This is a genomic window from Streptosporangium jomthongense, assembly GCF_042650425.1.
Classification (GTDB): Bacteria; Actinomycetota; Actinomycetes; order Streptosporangiales; family Streptosporangiaceae; genus Streptosporangium.
The window spans coordinates 172,616-187,109 of the sequence record NZ_JBHSBC010000023.1 but is presented as its reverse complement, the minus strand read 5'-3'; the positions used below and the strand labels follow the sequence as shown (position 1 = coordinate 187,109).

At 69.8% G+C, this 14,494-nt stretch carries 13 protein-coding genes; 4 read left to right on the top strand and 9 right to left on the bottom strand.

Annotation, left to right across the window (positions count from 1 at the left end; translation table 11 throughout):
* From cas6e to ACFOYY_RS24325, 8 genes are all read right to left on the bottom strand, one after another.
* The gene (gene cas6e, locus ACFOYY_RS24360; RefSeq protein ID WP_386192336.1) at window positions 1-714 is read right to left on the bottom strand and encodes a type I-E CRISPR-associated protein Cas6/Cse3/CasE; all 714 of its coding nucleotides are present in this window, start codon (window positions 712-714) and stop codon (window positions 1-3) included.
* On the bottom strand, window positions 714-1,406 hold the full coding sequence (cas5e, locus tag ACFOYY_RS24355) for a type I-E CRISPR-associated protein Cas5/CasD (protein WP_386192333.1): 693 nt from the start codon (window positions 1,404-1,406) through the stop codon (window positions 714-716). The genes cas6e and cas5e overlap by 1 nt, the downstream gene beginning before the upstream one ends.
* Window positions 1,403-2,593 carry a type I-E CRISPR-associated protein Cas7/Cse4/CasC gene (gene cas7e / locus ACFOYY_RS24350; RefSeq protein WP_386192330.1) on the bottom strand — a complete coding sequence of 397 codons (1,191 nt, stop codon included), beginning with the start codon at window positions 2,591-2,593 and terminating at the stop codon, window positions 1,403-1,405. The genes cas5e and cas7e overlap by 4 nt, the downstream gene beginning before the upstream one ends.
* Entirely contained in the window at window positions 2,590-3,219 is a 630-nt protein-coding gene (gene casB, locus ACFOYY_RS24345; RefSeq protein ID WP_386192328.1) for a type I-E CRISPR-associated protein Cse2/CasB, read from the bottom strand. Before casB ends, cas7e begins: the two co-directional genes overlap by 4 nt.
* Before the next feature lie 2 nt (window positions 3,220-3,221).
* Window positions 3,222-4,922 (bottom strand): type I-E CRISPR-associated protein Cse1/CasA, encoded by a 1,701-nt coding sequence (casA, locus tag ACFOYY_RS24340; protein ID WP_386192325.1) that lies wholly within the window; start codon window positions 4,920-4,922, stop codon window positions 3,222-3,224.
* A complete protein-coding gene (cas3, locus tag ACFOYY_RS24335) occupies window positions 4,912-7,722 on the bottom strand; it encodes a CRISPR-associated helicase Cas3' (protein WP_449343623.1) in 2,811 nt (936 codons plus the stop codon). The genes casA and cas3 overlap by 11 nt, the downstream gene beginning before the upstream one ends.
* A gap of 896 nt (window positions 7,723-8,618) precedes the next feature.
* Window positions 8,619-9,086 (bottom strand): VOC family protein, encoded by a 468-nt coding sequence (locus ACFOYY_RS24330; RefSeq protein WP_362782800.1) that lies wholly within the window; start codon window positions 9,084-9,086, stop codon window positions 8,619-8,621.
* A gap of 68 nt (window positions 9,087-9,154) precedes the next feature.
* The gene (locus ACFOYY_RS24325) at window positions 9,155-10,069 is read right to left on the bottom strand and encodes a LysR family transcriptional regulator (RefSeq protein WP_386192319.1); all 915 of its coding nucleotides are present in this window, start codon (window positions 10,067-10,069) and stop codon (window positions 9,155-9,157) included.
* A gap of 71 nt (window positions 10,070-10,140) precedes the next feature.
* Here ACFOYY_RS24325 and ACFOYY_RS24320 point away from each other — a divergent pair, with 71 nt between their 5' ends.
* The 3 genes from ACFOYY_RS24320 to ACFOYY_RS24310 all read left to right on the top strand — a co-directional run bounded on the left by ACFOYY_RS24320 (window position 10,141) and on the right by ACFOYY_RS24310 (window position 11,824).
* Window positions 10,141-10,710 (top strand): DsbA family oxidoreductase, encoded by a 570-nt coding sequence (locus tag ACFOYY_RS24320; RefSeq protein ID WP_386192316.1) that lies wholly within the window; start codon window positions 10,141-10,143, stop codon window positions 10,708-10,710.
* Window positions 10,711-10,814: 104 nt separating this feature from the next.
* Complete coding sequence (locus tag ACFOYY_RS24315) at window positions 10,815-11,438, top strand: TetR/AcrR family transcriptional regulator (RefSeq protein WP_386192313.1); 624 nt, start codon at window positions 10,815-10,817, stop codon at window positions 11,436-11,438.
* Between the two features lie 2 nt (window positions 11,439-11,440).
* Complete coding sequence (locus ACFOYY_RS24310) at window positions 11,441-11,824, top strand: hypothetical protein (RefSeq protein ID WP_352015495.1); 384 nt, start codon at window positions 11,441-11,443, stop codon at window positions 11,822-11,824.
* A 7-nt stretch (window positions 11,825-11,831) separates the two neighbouring features.
* Here the strand turns inward: ACFOYY_RS24310 and ACFOYY_RS24305 are convergent, their stop codons facing one another.
* Complete coding sequence (locus ACFOYY_RS24305) at window positions 11,832-13,313, bottom strand: alpha/beta fold hydrolase (RefSeq protein ID WP_386192310.1); 1,482 nt, start codon at window positions 13,311-13,313, stop codon at window positions 11,832-11,834.
* A 216-nt stretch (window positions 13,314-13,529) separates the two neighbouring features.
* On the opposite strand from ACFOYY_RS24305, the gene ACFOYY_RS24300 reads away from it, so the two are divergent.
* Window positions 13,530-14,150 carry a DJ-1/PfpI family protein gene (locus ACFOYY_RS24300; protein WP_352015497.1) on the top strand — a complete coding sequence of 207 codons (621 nt, stop codon included), beginning with the start codon at window positions 13,530-13,532 and terminating at the stop codon, window positions 14,148-14,150.
* Window positions 14,151-14,494 lie beyond the last annotated feature (344 nt).

Below are 14,494 nucleotides of genomic sequence, written 5' to 3'. Positions count from 1 at the left end.
TCACACCACCGCCAGCGTCATCAGGCCGCAGCCGTACGCCTTGGCCCGGCCGAGGCCGTGGGTCAGAGTACGGCGGAGCGCGTCCGGGTCGGTCACCTCAAGGCGCCCGTCGAACGTGACAGTGGTCAGCGTCACCGGTTTCCGCTGCCCGGCCTTGGTGAAGGAGAGCTGTCGCTGTTCGTGGACGACCAGTTCGTACCGGTCGCCCTTCGGCGTCAGCGCGTACTGCTCGTCCTCCGGCAGGAGACGCCGTTCCTGCGACGTCTCGATCACTCTGAACCCCGCCTTCTCCTGGTGGGTCAGCAGCCAGCCCGACTGGTGGCGTCGGCCGACGTGCGCGGTGACCTTGGTCGGTTCCTCCGAGGAGCGGCGGATGCTGTGGACGGGGTTGGCGGTGAGCCGGAAGGCCCACTGGTCACCCTTGGCAAGCCGGGCCAGGAAGGACTCGTAGTCACGGGTGTCCCACCGGCCTGTCTGGGGCCAGCCCGCCTGCTCGACCAGATGGGTGAGGTCGGGTTCGCCGGGACTGGCGATGTAGAGGAAGGTCTCGGCCGCCCCGCCGCGATCGAGTCGCCACAGCACCCTCGGACCTTCGCCGACCTGTGGAACCCTCGCGAAGGAGGACATCACCGCGGCGTGCAGCCGCTGCGGTGACGCCAGCAGTTTGCGGGCACCGATCCTGGCGGTGTTGAGACGGAACCTGGTCAGATACATCAGACGCTCTCCAGCGCGGACATCGGATCGTGGCCGGGCCGTACGACGGCGCCGGGCACCTGCATCCGCACCGGTGGCAGGTGCCGGACGCCGCGCAGGGCGTATCGGCGGTGCAGTGGGTCGAAGCTGAGCGGCTGGTCACGCAGGGTGTCCTCCCCCGGCCCCTCGACGAGGATCTCCAGGTTGACGGTGTCGCGCTGCCGCCGTTGGTACCACCGCGCGGCCCGCCACTCCTCCGCCCGTAGCGCCTCCTCCAAGGTGAGGTCGTGACGAACCCCCAGCTCCACCGGCCGGGACGGCGGGCAGGAGCGGCGACCGAGATAGAGCGGGAAGACCGGTTCCCGCAACGCCCGGTACAGCCCCTCGACCGTCTCGCCCTCCCCCTCGACCCCGGCGACGAAGACCGCGTCGGCCAGGTAGAACCGCTCGGAGACCGGCATGGCCTCGCCGCCCGCGAAGTGGTGTGCGGTGTGGAAGTCACGCAGGAGCGTGCCACGCTGGTCGACCCGCACCCCGAAGCGCAACGCGGCCAGGTCGTCGATGTCGTCGGTCCGCAGCCGCCCCTCCGCCGCCGCGAGCAGTCCGATGACGCCGCTCTTGGTCGGAGCCGCCTCGGTCGTACGGCGCGCGAAGCGCGAGGACGCTCCCCATGACTGCAGAGGACCGGCCAGCTGCATCAACAGGACGCTCATGCCCCACCCTGTCGCCGGACGACCTCGGCGCCGACCGCCTTCACCAGTTCGTCGAGGGACACCTCCGTGGCGAGGCCGGACAGCGCCTCGGTGCTGCTCCCGATCCGTAGCAACCACGCGGGGTCACCGCCTGCGACGCCGTACGCCTTCTCGACCTCAGGGACGTAGGACGCCAGCGCCCGTGCCGCGTGCCGGACATATCCACCGGTCTCCGGTTCCGTACGGCACGGCTCCTCGAAGGCTCCGGCGAAGCTGACCGGCCTGGTGGAACGGACCTTGACCAGCACCGCGTCCGGCAGCGTGTGGTTGGCGAAGGTGTTGATCTTCCCGGTGGGCATCGAGGTCAGGAAGCACCGGGTGAACGCCTCGACGGCCCGCCGTACGGGCTCGGTGGTCCGCTCGTCCTCCCGCAGACCCTCCCCGAGGTTGCGGCGCAGCAGGTCGACGTCCACGGCGGCGTAGCGGTAGAGGGTGGCGGAGTTGAACTCCACGGTGCCGATCATGCCCGCGCCCGCGTCGTCGTCCTCCCGCTCCTTGTAGTCGTCCACGGCCGTGTAGTAGTCGGACTCGTTGTCCGCCCGGTGCACGCTGATGGCGTGCGCGACCTGCGCCGCAGCATCGACGTTGATCTCGGCGCCGTCGGCGACCATACGGCCGAACAACGCGATGTCCACCGAGTGCCTGCCGCCCGCGAGCTGCCTGGCCAGCTCCTTGGTGGTCTTGTCCTTGAAGTAGTCCTTGCCCGCCCCGTGCCCCTTGGCCGCGATCTCGGCCAGCCCGTCGAGCTGGTGCGCGCTGAGGAACAGCAGGTACTTCGCCTCGGGCGCGACCGCGGCCTCCTGCCCCTCCTTGGCCCTGCGCTTGGGGGTCTCGACCTTGCTGCCGGTGGCGAGCTGGACCGTCTGCGCGGCCAGGTTCCACGCCTCCGCCTCCGCGATCGTCCCGTCGATCCGCCCGATCCGTACGGCCAGCAGCTCGGCGATCCTGCGGGTACGGACTCCCAGCTCGGAGGGGTCGAGCAGCTCGTGGAACTCACGTCGGGTCGCGCGCTTCCACGCCTGGCTGGAGACCCGGGCACGGCGCACCCCGCCGTAGACGGCGGTCTTGGGGGTTCCGGTGTCGTCGCGGTTCAGACAGCTCGGCGGAACGGTCTGCAGCACGTGGAAGTCGAGGATGGTGCGGGTCATCGGGGGTCCTTGTCGGTGGAACCGGCGTCGCCGGAGTCGGTGGAACGGTATGCGTGGAAGCTGCGCCCCCACCTGGCACGGACCTGACGCATCCCCTCCGGGGTCTGGGCCAGGTAGAGCTGCTCGGCCAGCAGGGCGTAGTCGAGCGGGATCGACTCCCTGCGCAGCAGCGAGACGATCTGGCGTAGCCGCTCGGCCAGCGCCGCGCGGGTCTCGGCGGCTCCGACACGCCTGAAGTGCTTCAGGACCGGCTCGTCGAGGTCACCGGGCGGCATCAACCGCCGTACGGCGGCGCCCAGCTCGGTCCCGCGCCGGTGCATGCCCTCCGTCGAACGTGATTGTTGGTGCAACGCGTAGAGGGTGACGGCCAGGAAGAGCGCGGCCTCCGCCCTGATCTCCTCGGTCTCGGAGAGCCCTCCCTCGTCGTAGAGTCCTTCGGCACCGGTCAGTCCGACCAGGTCGTGCGCCTCTTCGGGGAGTTTGCCCGCGCCACCTCTGAGCTGGGCCAGAGCCGCGACGGCCCAGCTCTCGTCGTTGAGGTAGCCCCGCTGCAGGGCGCCGACACGCGCACCGACGGCCTCACTTACCCGTTTCGCCACGGGCTGCCGGATGGTTGGGGTGGTCATGCTCATGCCTCCGTATCCGGCGACTCGCCGCCATCCGGGGAATCGCCGGTTTCGTCGTCTGGGGAACCACCGGCCGGACGGCCCGTGCCGGGCAACGCCTTGCGCAGCCGGGTGCGAAACACCAGGTCGGCCCGTGAGGTGTTCAACCAGACCTGCTTGCCGTTCCACGTCTCGACGCGCCCCTGCCAGGCGTCCTCCCCCGCCTGTTTGACCAGGTCCTCGCCCAGGTTCCTGACACACCGGTGCGCCTCGTCCTGCCAGGCCGCGCGGGGATCCGCGGGAGTGTCCTCTGAACCGAGCGTGGCGAGCCAGTCGCGGAACACTCCGTCGAGGGTGGCGAAACCGAGGTTCCTGGCCGTGGCCTTGGGAGCCTCCATGTCAGCACCGGCCGCCCTGGCGAGGTCGGCGGCCAGGTCGCCCAGCAGGGTCACGGCCCGCTCCGCGTCGGCCACCGCGTCGATCGCCGTCTGACCGAGCCGCCGGTCGTCCTGTCTCAGCAGGACGAGCCGCATCTCCACGGCGTCGTCCACGATCTCGTCGATGACGGACTGCTGCGTGCCGTACACCACGCCGAACAGCCGGGCGCGGATCAACAGGTCGGCGGGCAGGTCGCCCTCGACGGTGAGGCGGGCGACCCAGTCGAGGACGCGCGGCCGGACGATGGCCGCCGCCTCGCCCCGCTGCTCGCCTCCCTCGGCCCGACCGGCGATCAGTGCCCCGAGCCCTCGCCACGCGCTGCGGCTGGGGTCGTGCTCGCGCGGGAGATACACCTGAGCCAGGCCCAGCTTCTTCTCCTGCGCCGGGCTGCGCCGCCAGCCCGTCATCGGCTCACGGGTGTGTTTGTTGTGCGGGGTGAGCGGATCACCGTAGGTCAGGACGACACCGTGCACGCCGCCGGCGTCGAAGGCGAGCCTGACCCGCCTGGACTGCCAGGTGTACAGGTCGCGCGGCCCGTTGGGACGGGTGCTCAGCTCCAGGGGTTTGAGCTGACCCGGCTTCGACGGACCACGCCGCCAGGCGGGCAGGTCGTCATGGGCGTCGATCCGCAGACCGGGGGTGTCGAAGGCGACCAGGTTGAGCAGCAGCGTCTCGGCGAGGCTGTCCTCCTCGGCCAGGACGCCACCGAGGGTGCCCGCCCAGGCGACCCCCTGGGGGTAGGTCTTGCCGCCCTTGACCCGGTCGTCGCCCTTGACGCCGGTCTTGATGCCGGAGGTGTCGAAGGCGTGGGCGTGCACCAGCCATCGGGCGGCCTCAGCGAAGCCGAGCCGATCGACGCCCCTGGCCCGCATGGTGAAGAAGGGCCTGCCGTTGGGAACATCGGCGACCAACCGGTCCAGCGCGCTGACCTCCCCGGACACGGCGCTCAACCCGGCCGTCTGGAAGAACGGCCGCTCCGGGTGGAGAAGGTCGAACCTGTCGCGGTGCTCGTCCAGATATTTCGTGATCCGATCGACGGGCAGGCCGTCGTCCCACAACTCCTGCCAGTCTTCGATCTCCTTCGGCCCGTCGATCGCGTCGTGCAGGATCGCCAGCAGCAGCCGCAGCAGCGCGAACTCCTGCGTCGGCACGTCTCCCACGATCCGCCTCAGATCAGCGGCCTGCACGAAGACGTCCCGCAGGGAAAGCTCATCCGCGCTGCCGTCGCGGCGCCGTACGGGCAGCCACCGCTCACGGGTCAGGTCGAAGGACAGATCACTCGGCACGGGTCACCTTCAAGCCGTCGTCGGGGGTGTAGTGCAGGTCGTAGCCCGCCAGCCGGGCCCGGCCCTCCTCGTCGAGCACAAGCAGCAACTCCCCGGCCAGCCAGGGGCTCTCCTTCGACTGCCAGGCCGGGATGTAACCGGCCTCAAGCTCCTCGATCGCCTGGTCGATCACCCCGGGATACGAGAAGTGATGCGGCAGCCGCAGGCCACACGAGGCGACGACGCGGGCGAGGCCCGGCTCGGGTGCCGTGTCCACCGGGAGTTCGAGCCCTCCCCGGTCTTTGTCCAGCCACGGCGGCGTGACCAGGGAGCCGTCCGCCTGGCGCTGGACCACCAGCACCTCCACGGAGTCGCGGCCGTCCCTGACCTGCGCCCGGCCCCTGGGGCTGTCGTCCGCGTCGCCGACTCCCGCCTCGATCCAGCCGAGCAGCGACCGCCCCGCCCTGGCCACCGCCGCGAGCTGGAAGCCCTGCGCCTTGTCGTGCTGTTTGCCCCGGTGCAGATCATGCTCCTCGCGGGCACGGGCCAGGGCCTCCTGCCAGCCGTCCGGGCCGACCTGCTCCGGCCCGTAGGCCCGCTGTACGAGCGGACTGATGTCCTGCGGCAGCCGTACGGCGTGGCCCGTCGGGGCCGTCCCGGTGAGGTACGGCTCAAGCACGGCGGCCGACCGCAGCAGCGCGTACGACCCGTAGACGGCTCGGGAGCCCTTCACCGGATCGATCGGCGTCGCCGTCCAGTCGGCACCGGCCACCAGGCAGCGGGCCGTACGCAACGGCTCGGGACGGTCGTCACGCGCATGCCGGTGCAGGCGGCCCATACGCTGCAACAACAGGTCCATCGGGCACAGGTCGGACACCAGCAGGTCGAAGTCGATGTCGAGGGACTGCTCGGCGACCTGGCTGGCGACCACGATGTGCGGCCTGCCGACGGGCCTGCGCCCCTCGCTGCGCTCAGGAGGGCCAAAACGGTCCAGCAGGCCGGCGTCCTTGGCGGCCCGGTCCAGGTCGACGAACCGGGCGTGCGCCACGGTGACGTTCTCCGCGCCGAACTCCTCCCGCAGGCAGCCGGCCGTCTCCAGCACCCGGTCAACGGTGTTGCGCACCACCAGCGCGCAGCCGCCCTGGGCCAGCTCCTTCGCGAGCCGCTCACGCAGTTCGTCGAGATCGTCGTCCAGCCGTTCGAGCAGAACCTCGGTCTCCCGGCCCGACGCCGCGACGGGCTCGCACGCGGGCTCGCCTCCCGGCTGGACCGTCGTCAGCAGCGGGTAGCCCTCCGCGACCTCCAGCTTCGCGAAGCTCTCGCTGCCCTTCGCCGCCCCGGCATACGCCTCGGCCAGCTCACGCCGCCGCGCGGCCGGGAGCGTCGCCGACAGCACGACGACCGGCACCCGGTAGGTGCCCAGCCACGTCAGCACTCGGTCGAGGTAGGAGTTCATGTAGGCGTCGTACGCGTGGGCCTCGTCGATCACCACGACCTTGCCCGCCAGGGCCAGGTGACGCAGCGCGAGGTGACGGCTCTTCAGCCCCATGAAGAGCAGCTGGTCGATCGTCCCGGTGACGAACGACGCGAGCATCCCCTTCTTCGCGCCCCGCATCCACCGGTGCGCGACCAGAACGGTGGAACGTTCCCCACGCCGCCGCTCGCCGTCCTGGTCGATCGCACGCATCCCCCGTTTACCGGCCCGCATCAGGTCGGCGTAGTCCTCGTTCAGCGCCGCCTTGGAGTGCGCCAGCAGCACCGAACGCCGCTCGCCGGGAAGCCTGCGCAGCCACTTCAACAGCCGGGGAAACATGGCGCTGCCCGTCGCCATGGTCGGCAGCGCGACGAAGCAGCCACCCGCGCCCGACCTGGCCGCGAAGATCTCGGCGACCGCCAGCGCGGCCTCGGTCTTCCCCTCTCCCATCGGGGCCTCGATCACCATCAGACCGGGCACGTCCATCTCCCGGGCGAGCCGTACGGCCTGCTCCTGAACAGGGCGAATCTTCGCCCCGGCGGGGAACTCGAACCGGGAGGCGAAAAGATCGGCCGCCTCCCCCATGGGTTCCGTCGCCCGCCACGGCTCGGGAAGATCCAGCCCACGCCACGCCGCCCTGACCCGCTCCTCGTCGCTCTGGTTGGCCGCATCGGGGAAATAGGGGAACAGGTCGGAGTTACTGGCGATCCAGTCGGCCACGATGACCAGGCCGGTCAGCAGCACCTGCGCGGGCTGGGTGAGTTTGACCTCCCGCCACGCCGTGAGCCGGCCCTCGACCTCACACGCCCGCGCGCACCGGTCGAGGAGCTCCCATTGCACGTCCTGCCACCGGTTCGCGCAGCTCGGGGTACGCAACAGCTCGGGACGATCGTTCAGGTTCTTGACGTCCAAGCTGGTGGGCGGGACGCCGTGGTGCCCACCCGCGACGATCCCGAACGGCAGGGTCGTCGTCTTCGCCCAGCCGTACCGCTCGATCAGCCACTCCTGGAGCAGCACCAGCCCGGCCAGGCCGTGCGGAGCGAGACGACGGTCGGTCAGCCGCTCACGCACGGGCATCTCCAGCCCGGCCTCGCGCATCTTGTCGCCCAGCGACTCGACCTGGCAGGCGAAGGCCGGGGTGGCCTTGCCGATGTCATGGGTGGTGGCCATCCAGACCGCCAGCCTGCGCGCGTCGGCCTCCCCCTCGGGAAGCGCCTCGGCGATCAACCTGCGAACCTGCGCGGGAAGCCAGTGATCCCACAACAACCCGGCGACCGCACCGCTGTCCGCCATGTGCCGCCACAACGGAAGCCACCCGTTGGCATCGTGATCGTGCTTGGCCCACACCTTACGGCCGGCCTCAGAAAGCCCCTGAGTGAAGGGCTTGTTCGACCTTGTGTTCGACACGGGAGTTAATTAAGCACACACCCGCCGAACGTGTCTCGAAAATTTCGAATTTCCCCTGCCCCTGATATTCAGGGAGGAAAGATCATCCTATTGAGTATGAATTCCTTCCATTTGCGTCCTATATATCCCACTAAAGGACTTCACCCTAGAAAATCCCCGCGTGCGCGGGGAGCACCGGTCCACGGACTTCCATTTGTCAGCGTTGATGGGACCATCCCCGCGTGCGCGGGGAGCACCTCGCCGACCTGCGGGTTTACCAGCGCAGAGAGCCGAAATTCATCACTTTCATCGACTTGGACATACCGGACACACCATCAAGTTCACTGAGACAGCGCCGACCACAGGCTAACGTGCGACACAACACAAAACCCCCTGATCCACAAGCACGCCCCAAGACGAGAAACCCACCCACCAGAAAGCCACGCCGCCACCCTTGCCTTCAGAGCCCTCCACACCCGCCAAACAACATGCCCGAAATGTCTAACTCAACGAAAGTAATGATTTTCAGCCCTCACCGCCGACAAACCCGCAGGTCGCCGAGGGTGCTCCCCGCGCACGCGGGGATGGTCCCGCCGCCGCCGCCGAAGAAGACCTGCCCCCCGGGTGCTCCCCGCGCACGCGGGGATGGTCCCTCCTCGTCCGCCTCGATGGCACGCTCAAGGTGGTGCTCCCCGCGCATGCGGGGATGGTCCCGGCATCTACCGCTTCGACGATGAAATGCTGATGTGCTCCCGGCGCATGCGGGGATGGTTCCCGACCCGCCGCCGTCGCTCTGGTGCCCCCTGCGCTATGGCCTTCGCGGTCCCACCCCCTGTTGCGCGCCGTACTCGGCCCGTTCAGAGGTTCACCGCTGACGCGGTCTCCTTCAACTCCGTCTCGTCCATGTGCGCGACCCGGCTGGTGAAGAACCAGGAGTGGCCGAAGGGGTCCTCCAGTTCGACCTGCAGGTCGCCGTGGAACTGCATCTCCACCGGCCGGATGACGCGTGCGCCCGCGGCGACGGCCCGTTCGGCGAACGTCTCGACGTCCGTCACGAAGACCATCAGGTTGATCGGGGTGCCACCGATCGTCTTCGGGCTGCGGAAGCGGTATTCGGGGTACTCGTCGCGCAGCATGAAGACCGCGTCGCCGATCCGGAACTCGGCGTGGGCGACCTTGTCGCCCTGGCGGGGGATCTCGATGCGCACGTCGGCGTCGAAGGCCTCCTTGTAGAAGGCGATCGCCGCCTTGGCGTCGTGCACGTTGAGGTAGGGGACGCCGCCCCTGTACTCCTCGGGGATGGGGTTCTGCTTCGTCGTTGTCATGACTCCATCCTTGGCACCGCGCCGACCTGCGACAACGACGAGATCCGAAACGGTCGCTAACCCCTGGGTTATCGATCGAGCCCGGCCAGGAGAAACGATTGGCGATCGAGTTCGGCCAGGAGGAGTGCGAGGAAGGACCGCACCCTGCTGGTCTGGCCGCCGACCGGCCAGACGGGCCCGTACTCGATCGGCGGCATGCCGACGATGGGCACGTAGACGATGTCGGGCCGGGCGTGGTACCGCGTGGCCTGGCCGCCCACGACGGCCATTCCCGCACCGCCGCTGACCAGCGTCAGCAGTTCCTGCCGTGAGGTCAGCACCTTCTCGCGCTGGATCGGACGCCCGCCGGGGGTCTGCGGCGGGATGAGCGTGTCCAGCAGGTAGGCGGGGGCGTCGGCGGGCACGAGCACGGTGTCCCTGGCGAGGTCCTCCACGGTGACGCTGTCGCGGCGGGCGAAGGGGTGCCTGGCGGAGACGGCCAGCATGCGGGGGTCGCGCAGCAGCGCGGGCCCGCTGGACAGGTCGTTCTCCTGGACGGGCAGCTCGGTGATCTGCAGGTCGAGTTCGTCGTCGCGCAGCGCGCGGAACGCCTCCGACAGGTGCACCTCGCGGATGCGCACCTCGCAGTCCGGATGGCGGGCGCGGAACGTCTCTCCGGCGGCCATGATGGCCTCTCCGACCAGGGGGCTGGAGAAGCCCACCCGCAGGGTGCCGGTGAAGCCACGCCCGGCGGCGACCGCCTTGGCGATGCCCTCCTGAATGCGTTGGTATCCGGCCTGCACGTCCTCTCGCAGCGCGTTGCCGACCGGTGTGAGCGCCACCTGACGGCTGGTCCGCTGGAACAGCGCGACGCCGAACCGGCGCTCCAGCTGCTTGATCGTCTGACTCACCCGGGCACCGCTGACGCCCAGCCGCTCGGCCGTACGGGCGAAGTGCAGTTCCTCGGCCAGGGTCAGGAAGATCTCGATGTCACGCCGTTCCATAACCCACAGGTTAGCGATCGTTGCGAAAGCCGTCGTTGTCGCAGGTCAGGGCAGCGACAAGGCTGAACACCATGAAGAACACGGCACGGGTGGACATCACCCTCGACGTCATCTGCATCTGGTCCTACCTGGCCTTCACCCGGTACCGGCGAGCCGCCGCCCGCTTCCGCGCGGAGGGCGGGCACGTCGATCTGACGATCCGTTCCTGGCAGGTGGAGCCGGGGGCCGTGGGCGGCCGGTCCAAGCTCGACCAGAGCCTGGACCGATTCGGTGAGAGCGGGGTGGCCCGGGTCAACGCCCTGGCCGCGGCCGAGGGCATCCCGCTGGCCTTCGCCAAGGCGGTGACGGCCGACACCCGCCACGCCCACCACCTGATCGCCATGGCCGCCGACCAGGGCCTGGCCGAGGTCGTGACCGCTCGGCTGTTCCAGACCCACTTCGTGGACGGAGCCCACATCGGCGACCTCGGCGTCCTGCGCGCGCTGGCGGCCGAACTCGGTGTGCGATGGGACGAGACGGTCCCCGTGTCCTGGGCTCGTGACGTCACCGCCGTTCCGGTGTTCCGCTTCGACGGCAAGCCCGCGCTCAACGGCGGCGCCCTGTCGGAGGAGGTCCTGTACGGCCAGCTGGCCGTCCTCTAGCTCGAAGGAACCGGTGGGGCCGCACCGCTCCCGCCGACAGTACGTCTCGGATCTCCTTCCCGACCCGTGTTGGTTTTTTCGACCGTTCGGTCTAACTTTGGACCATGAGGTCGAAAGAATCGGGGAGTCCTTCTCGTACGCGGCGGGCTCGGCGGGAAGATCTGATCGCCGCCGCCGTCCGGGTGATCAGCCAGGACGGTTACCCGGCCGCCTCGTTGGAGCGGATCGCGCGGGAGGCGGGGACCAGCAAGGGCACCGCGCTGTATCACTTCGCCTCGAAGGAGGAGCTCTACCAGGCGGTCGTCACGACGCTGTTCGAGGACGGAGCGGCGTTCATGGCGGAGCGACTGCGGGCCGCGAAGACCCCTACCGAGAAGCTCCGCACCTACATCGAGACCAACCTGCGCTTCATCACGCTCAATCCCGCGCACGTCGGAGCGACCCAGCGGATCATCGAGAACTCCGGCGCCGTCCAGGTCGTCCAGGTCGAGGACGCCGCCGCCCCGCTTCGGCGGCTGCTGGAGTCCGGCCAGGCCAGTGGCGAGTTCGCCGTGTTCGACGCCGAGGTCACCGCCCTGTCGATCCGCACCGTCATCGACGGGGCGGCGTTCTACTTTCTCGCGCGTCCCGAGTTGGACCTCGATCACCACATCAGCGAGATCGTCGCGCTCTTCCTGCGGTCTGTCAGGCCGGTTCCGGCCGCTCCCACCGCCGATTCGGAGGAATGACCATGCCTGTCTCCCCGCTGCGCACGGCCAAGTTCCTGGTCGTCGCCTACGCCGTGTTGAGCGTGCTGACCGTCGCGGCGATCGCCGTCCTCTCCTCCGTGGCCCCGTCCCTCGTCACGCCGCAGGCGTGGGTGCGCGGTGTCATCGTGGCGGCGACGTCGGTCCTCACCTTCGTGTTCGCCCGTCGCGCCCAGCAGGGTGGTGGCCGGGCGCTCCTGCGCCTGCGGATCGTGCTCGTCGTGATCCTCGTCGCCCTGGGCGGGGTCGTGCTGTTCCTGGCGCTGCCGGCCTGGATGGTCGTGGAGCAGGCCGTGTGCGGGGTGTTGCTGCTCGTGGCGGCGGTGCTCGCCTTCCGTGCCTCCCCGGTTCCGGCGAACGGACCGTGAAAGGAGGTCAGCAGACCGTGTTCCGCGGGGGCGTCCTGCGGTCTGTGAGGTAGCGGTCGATGTGGTCGCGGGCGCAGTCGTTGAAGGGGTAGAGCGTGTGTCCCGGTCCCTCGTGGCGGATGGTGACGCTGCCCGGCACCTGCCGTACGACCCGGGCGGTCATGGCGGACTCCACCCACGCGCCCGCGCCCAGCAGCGGCGGCAGGCCACTCGGCAGGGGCTTCGGCGGGTTGGTCGTTTCCACCGGCCAGCCGACGCAGGCCAGCGCCCCCGCCGCCAGGGTGAAGGCGGCCCCGGTGTCCGGTGCGATCCGGCGCAGCCTGGTCAGCGCCGCCGCCGTCTCCGCGCGGTCGCGGAAGCGTGGCCAGTCGAGACATTCGGTGACGGGGGTCGTGAGGTCCGGATAGCGGGCGCCCCGCGGCGGGGCGAAACCCGAGGCGTCACCCCTGAGGGCGTCCTGGACGGCCCTGCCGAGCGCGGGCCACTGCTCCTCCCCCGCCCTGGCGAGGCCGAGCGCGAAGCTCCGCAGGTCCTGGGCGCCGTAGGACGCCTCGACCCGGCGGGCCGCGATCGGCGCGCGCTCCGCCTTCGCGAGCAGTCTGCGCCAGTCGCGGGCCGCGTCACCCAGGGGGCAGGTGTCCTCGTCGTCGCACCAGTCGAAGAAGCGCCGCATCGCCGCCTGGTTGTCGCGGGCGGACTCGCCGACCTCCTTCAGCCAGTCGGCTTCGCTGTGGTTCACGGTGCCGTCGAGCACCATCGTGCGTACCCGGGCGGGGAAGAGGCGGGCGTAGGCCTGGGCGTACAGCCCGGCGTAGGAGGCGCCGTAGAAGTTGAGTCCCTCCTCGCCGAGGGCCTGCCTGATCGCCTCCATGTCACGGGCGTGGTCGGCCGAGCTCATGTGGGCGAAGAACTCCGGGTCGCCGTGGCGGCAGGCCTGGGCGTATCCACGGTTGGTGTCGGAGAGCCTGCCGAAGTCGGCGTCGTCGGCCGGGAACTCCGGGTAGGGAACGCGGGTCCAGACGCACGGCAGGCCGTCGCTCCGGCCGCCGAACTGCTCGCCGTACCCCCGGGTGTCCCAGGTGACGACGTTCATGCGGGTGCGCAGGTTCGCCCAGATCTCCGCGTGGGCCTGGGTCGTGGCGATGCCGGGGCCGCCTGGCCCGCCGTACGCGATGAGGACCGAACCCTCGGCGGTGCCGGTCGCGGGCAGGCGACCGAGCCGTAGTGTGATCTTGCGTCCGTCGGGTTCGTCCCAGTCGAGGGGGACCGCGAGGTCGGCGCACTCCAGTTCGCTCTTCTCACCGGGGCAGGGCCGCCATCCAAGAGCGGCCCCGCGCGCCGAGGCCGCCGTTGGGAGCGTCTCCGAAAGCGCCGCCGAGCCCACCGCAGGAAGCCCCGTCGAGGCCGCCGTGGGAAGTGCCGTCGAGGCCGGGAGTGCTGTGGCGATCGTCAGCGCGACCGTGGCGCCGGACATCCATCGTGTGATCATGCCGCCCCACGCTAGGGACGCCACCCCACCCGGTCTGCCCGAGAAAGTGGACGTTTCCGCTAACGAAAGTTGACACTCCGGCCCTGTCATACCGCGCTTGGATTCCGGCCCGGCCCGCGCTCTCTTTCCCGCCGTACCGCGAAAAAACGATTTTTTACGGCTGCGCCACCCGGCCCCGGGGAAATCCCCGAGCGGGTGATGGCTATGCTGCGGCGCATGGACATCGTGATCCCGCTTTTCGACGGCTTCGAGCCGCTCGACGCGATTGGACCGTATGAAATCCTCGCTTACGTGCCCGGCGCGACCGTGCGGTTCGTCACGGCGGAACCCGGGCTGGTGCGGGACGTGCTGGGGTCCCTCCCGGTGCACGTCCCGACCGGATACGCCGAGGTCGAGCGCTGCGACGTCCTGCTGGTTCCGGGCGGGGGAAGCTTCCAGGCCATGGTGGCCGACGCCGCCTTCCTCGACTGGGTGCGCCGGATCCACGCCGGGACCCGCTTCACCACCTCTGTCTGCACCGGCGCCCTGGTGCTCGGCGCGGCGGGCCTGCTCGACGGCCTGACCGCCACCACCCACTGGGCCGCGACCGCCGCCCTGGAGTCGTACGGCGCGACCTACACCTCCGAACGGGTGGTCAGGCAGGGCCGGGTGATCACCTCAGCCGGGGTCTCCTCCGGCATCGACATGGCCGTACGGCTGGCCGCCCTGCTCTCCGACGAAGTGACCGCCCAGGCGATCCAGCTCTACACCGAGTACGACCCGCAGCCGCCCTTCGACACCGGTTCTGTGGCCAAGGCCCCGGCCGAGGTCCTCGAACGGGCCCACACCCTGCGCTGACCGCTCCCTTTTTGTTTCCCGGGCCGGGAAAGCGTCCCACCGGTCCGGGAGAACCTTCTGCGGCCCCGAAAGAACGCCGGAAGGACACCGGAAAAGCACCGGAACAAATCCACCGTTTCGGTTTCTCGATGGCGTGTCGTTCACCCGCAACGCAACTTTTCGTTTTCCTGACACGTCCATTCCGGTGACGAAGACATTCCGGGGGACGAAAGGAAAAGCGATGACGCCTTCCCGTGGACTCGCTCTGTTCGCTCTCACCGCCGCGACAGCGCCCCCGTCGTCGCAGCGGCTCGCGTCGTGGCAGCGGTTCCCGTCATCACGGCGGCTCCTGCCGTGGCGGCGGG

Coding starts and splice junctions, on each gene's coding strand:
- cas6e (WP_386192336.1), bottom strand. CDS start 714: ATGTATCTGACCAGGTTCCGTCTCAACACCGCCAGGATCGGTGCCCGC.
- cas5e (WP_386192333.1), bottom strand. CDS start 1,406: ATGAGCGTCCTGTTGATGCAGCTGGCCGGTCCTCTGCAGTCATGGGGA.
- cas7e (WP_386192330.1), bottom strand. CDS start 2,593: ATGACCCGCACCATCCTCGACTTCCACGTGCTGCAGACCGTTCCGCCG.
- casB (WP_386192328.1), bottom strand. CDS start 3,219: ATGACCACCCCAACCATCCGGCAGCCCGTGGCGAAACGGGTAAGTGAG.
- ACFOYY_RS24330 (WP_362782800.1), bottom strand. CDS start 9,086: ATGACAACGACGAAGCAGAACCCCATCCCCGAGGAGTACAGGGGCGGC.
- ACFOYY_RS24325 (WP_386192319.1), bottom strand. CDS start 10,069: ATGGAACGGCGTGACATCGAGATCTTCCTGACCCTGGCCGAGGAACTG.
- ACFOYY_RS24320 (WP_386192316.1), top strand. CDS start 10,141: ATGAAGAACACGGCACGGGTGGACATCACCCTCGACGTCATCTGCATC.
- ACFOYY_RS24315 (WP_386192313.1), top strand. CDS start 10,815: ATGAGGTCGAAAGAATCGGGGAGTCCTTCTCGTACGCGGCGGGCTCGG.
- ACFOYY_RS24310 (WP_352015495.1), top strand. CDS start 11,441: ATGCCTGTCTCCCCGCTGCGCACGGCCAAGTTCCTGGTCGTCGCCTAC.
- ACFOYY_RS24305 (WP_386192310.1), bottom strand. CDS start 13,313: ATGATCACACGATGGATGTCCGGCGCCACGGTCGCGCTGACGATCGCC.
- ACFOYY_RS24300 (WP_352015497.1), top strand. CDS start 13,530: ATGGACATCGTGATCCCGCTTTTCGACGGCTTCGAGCCGCTCGACGCG.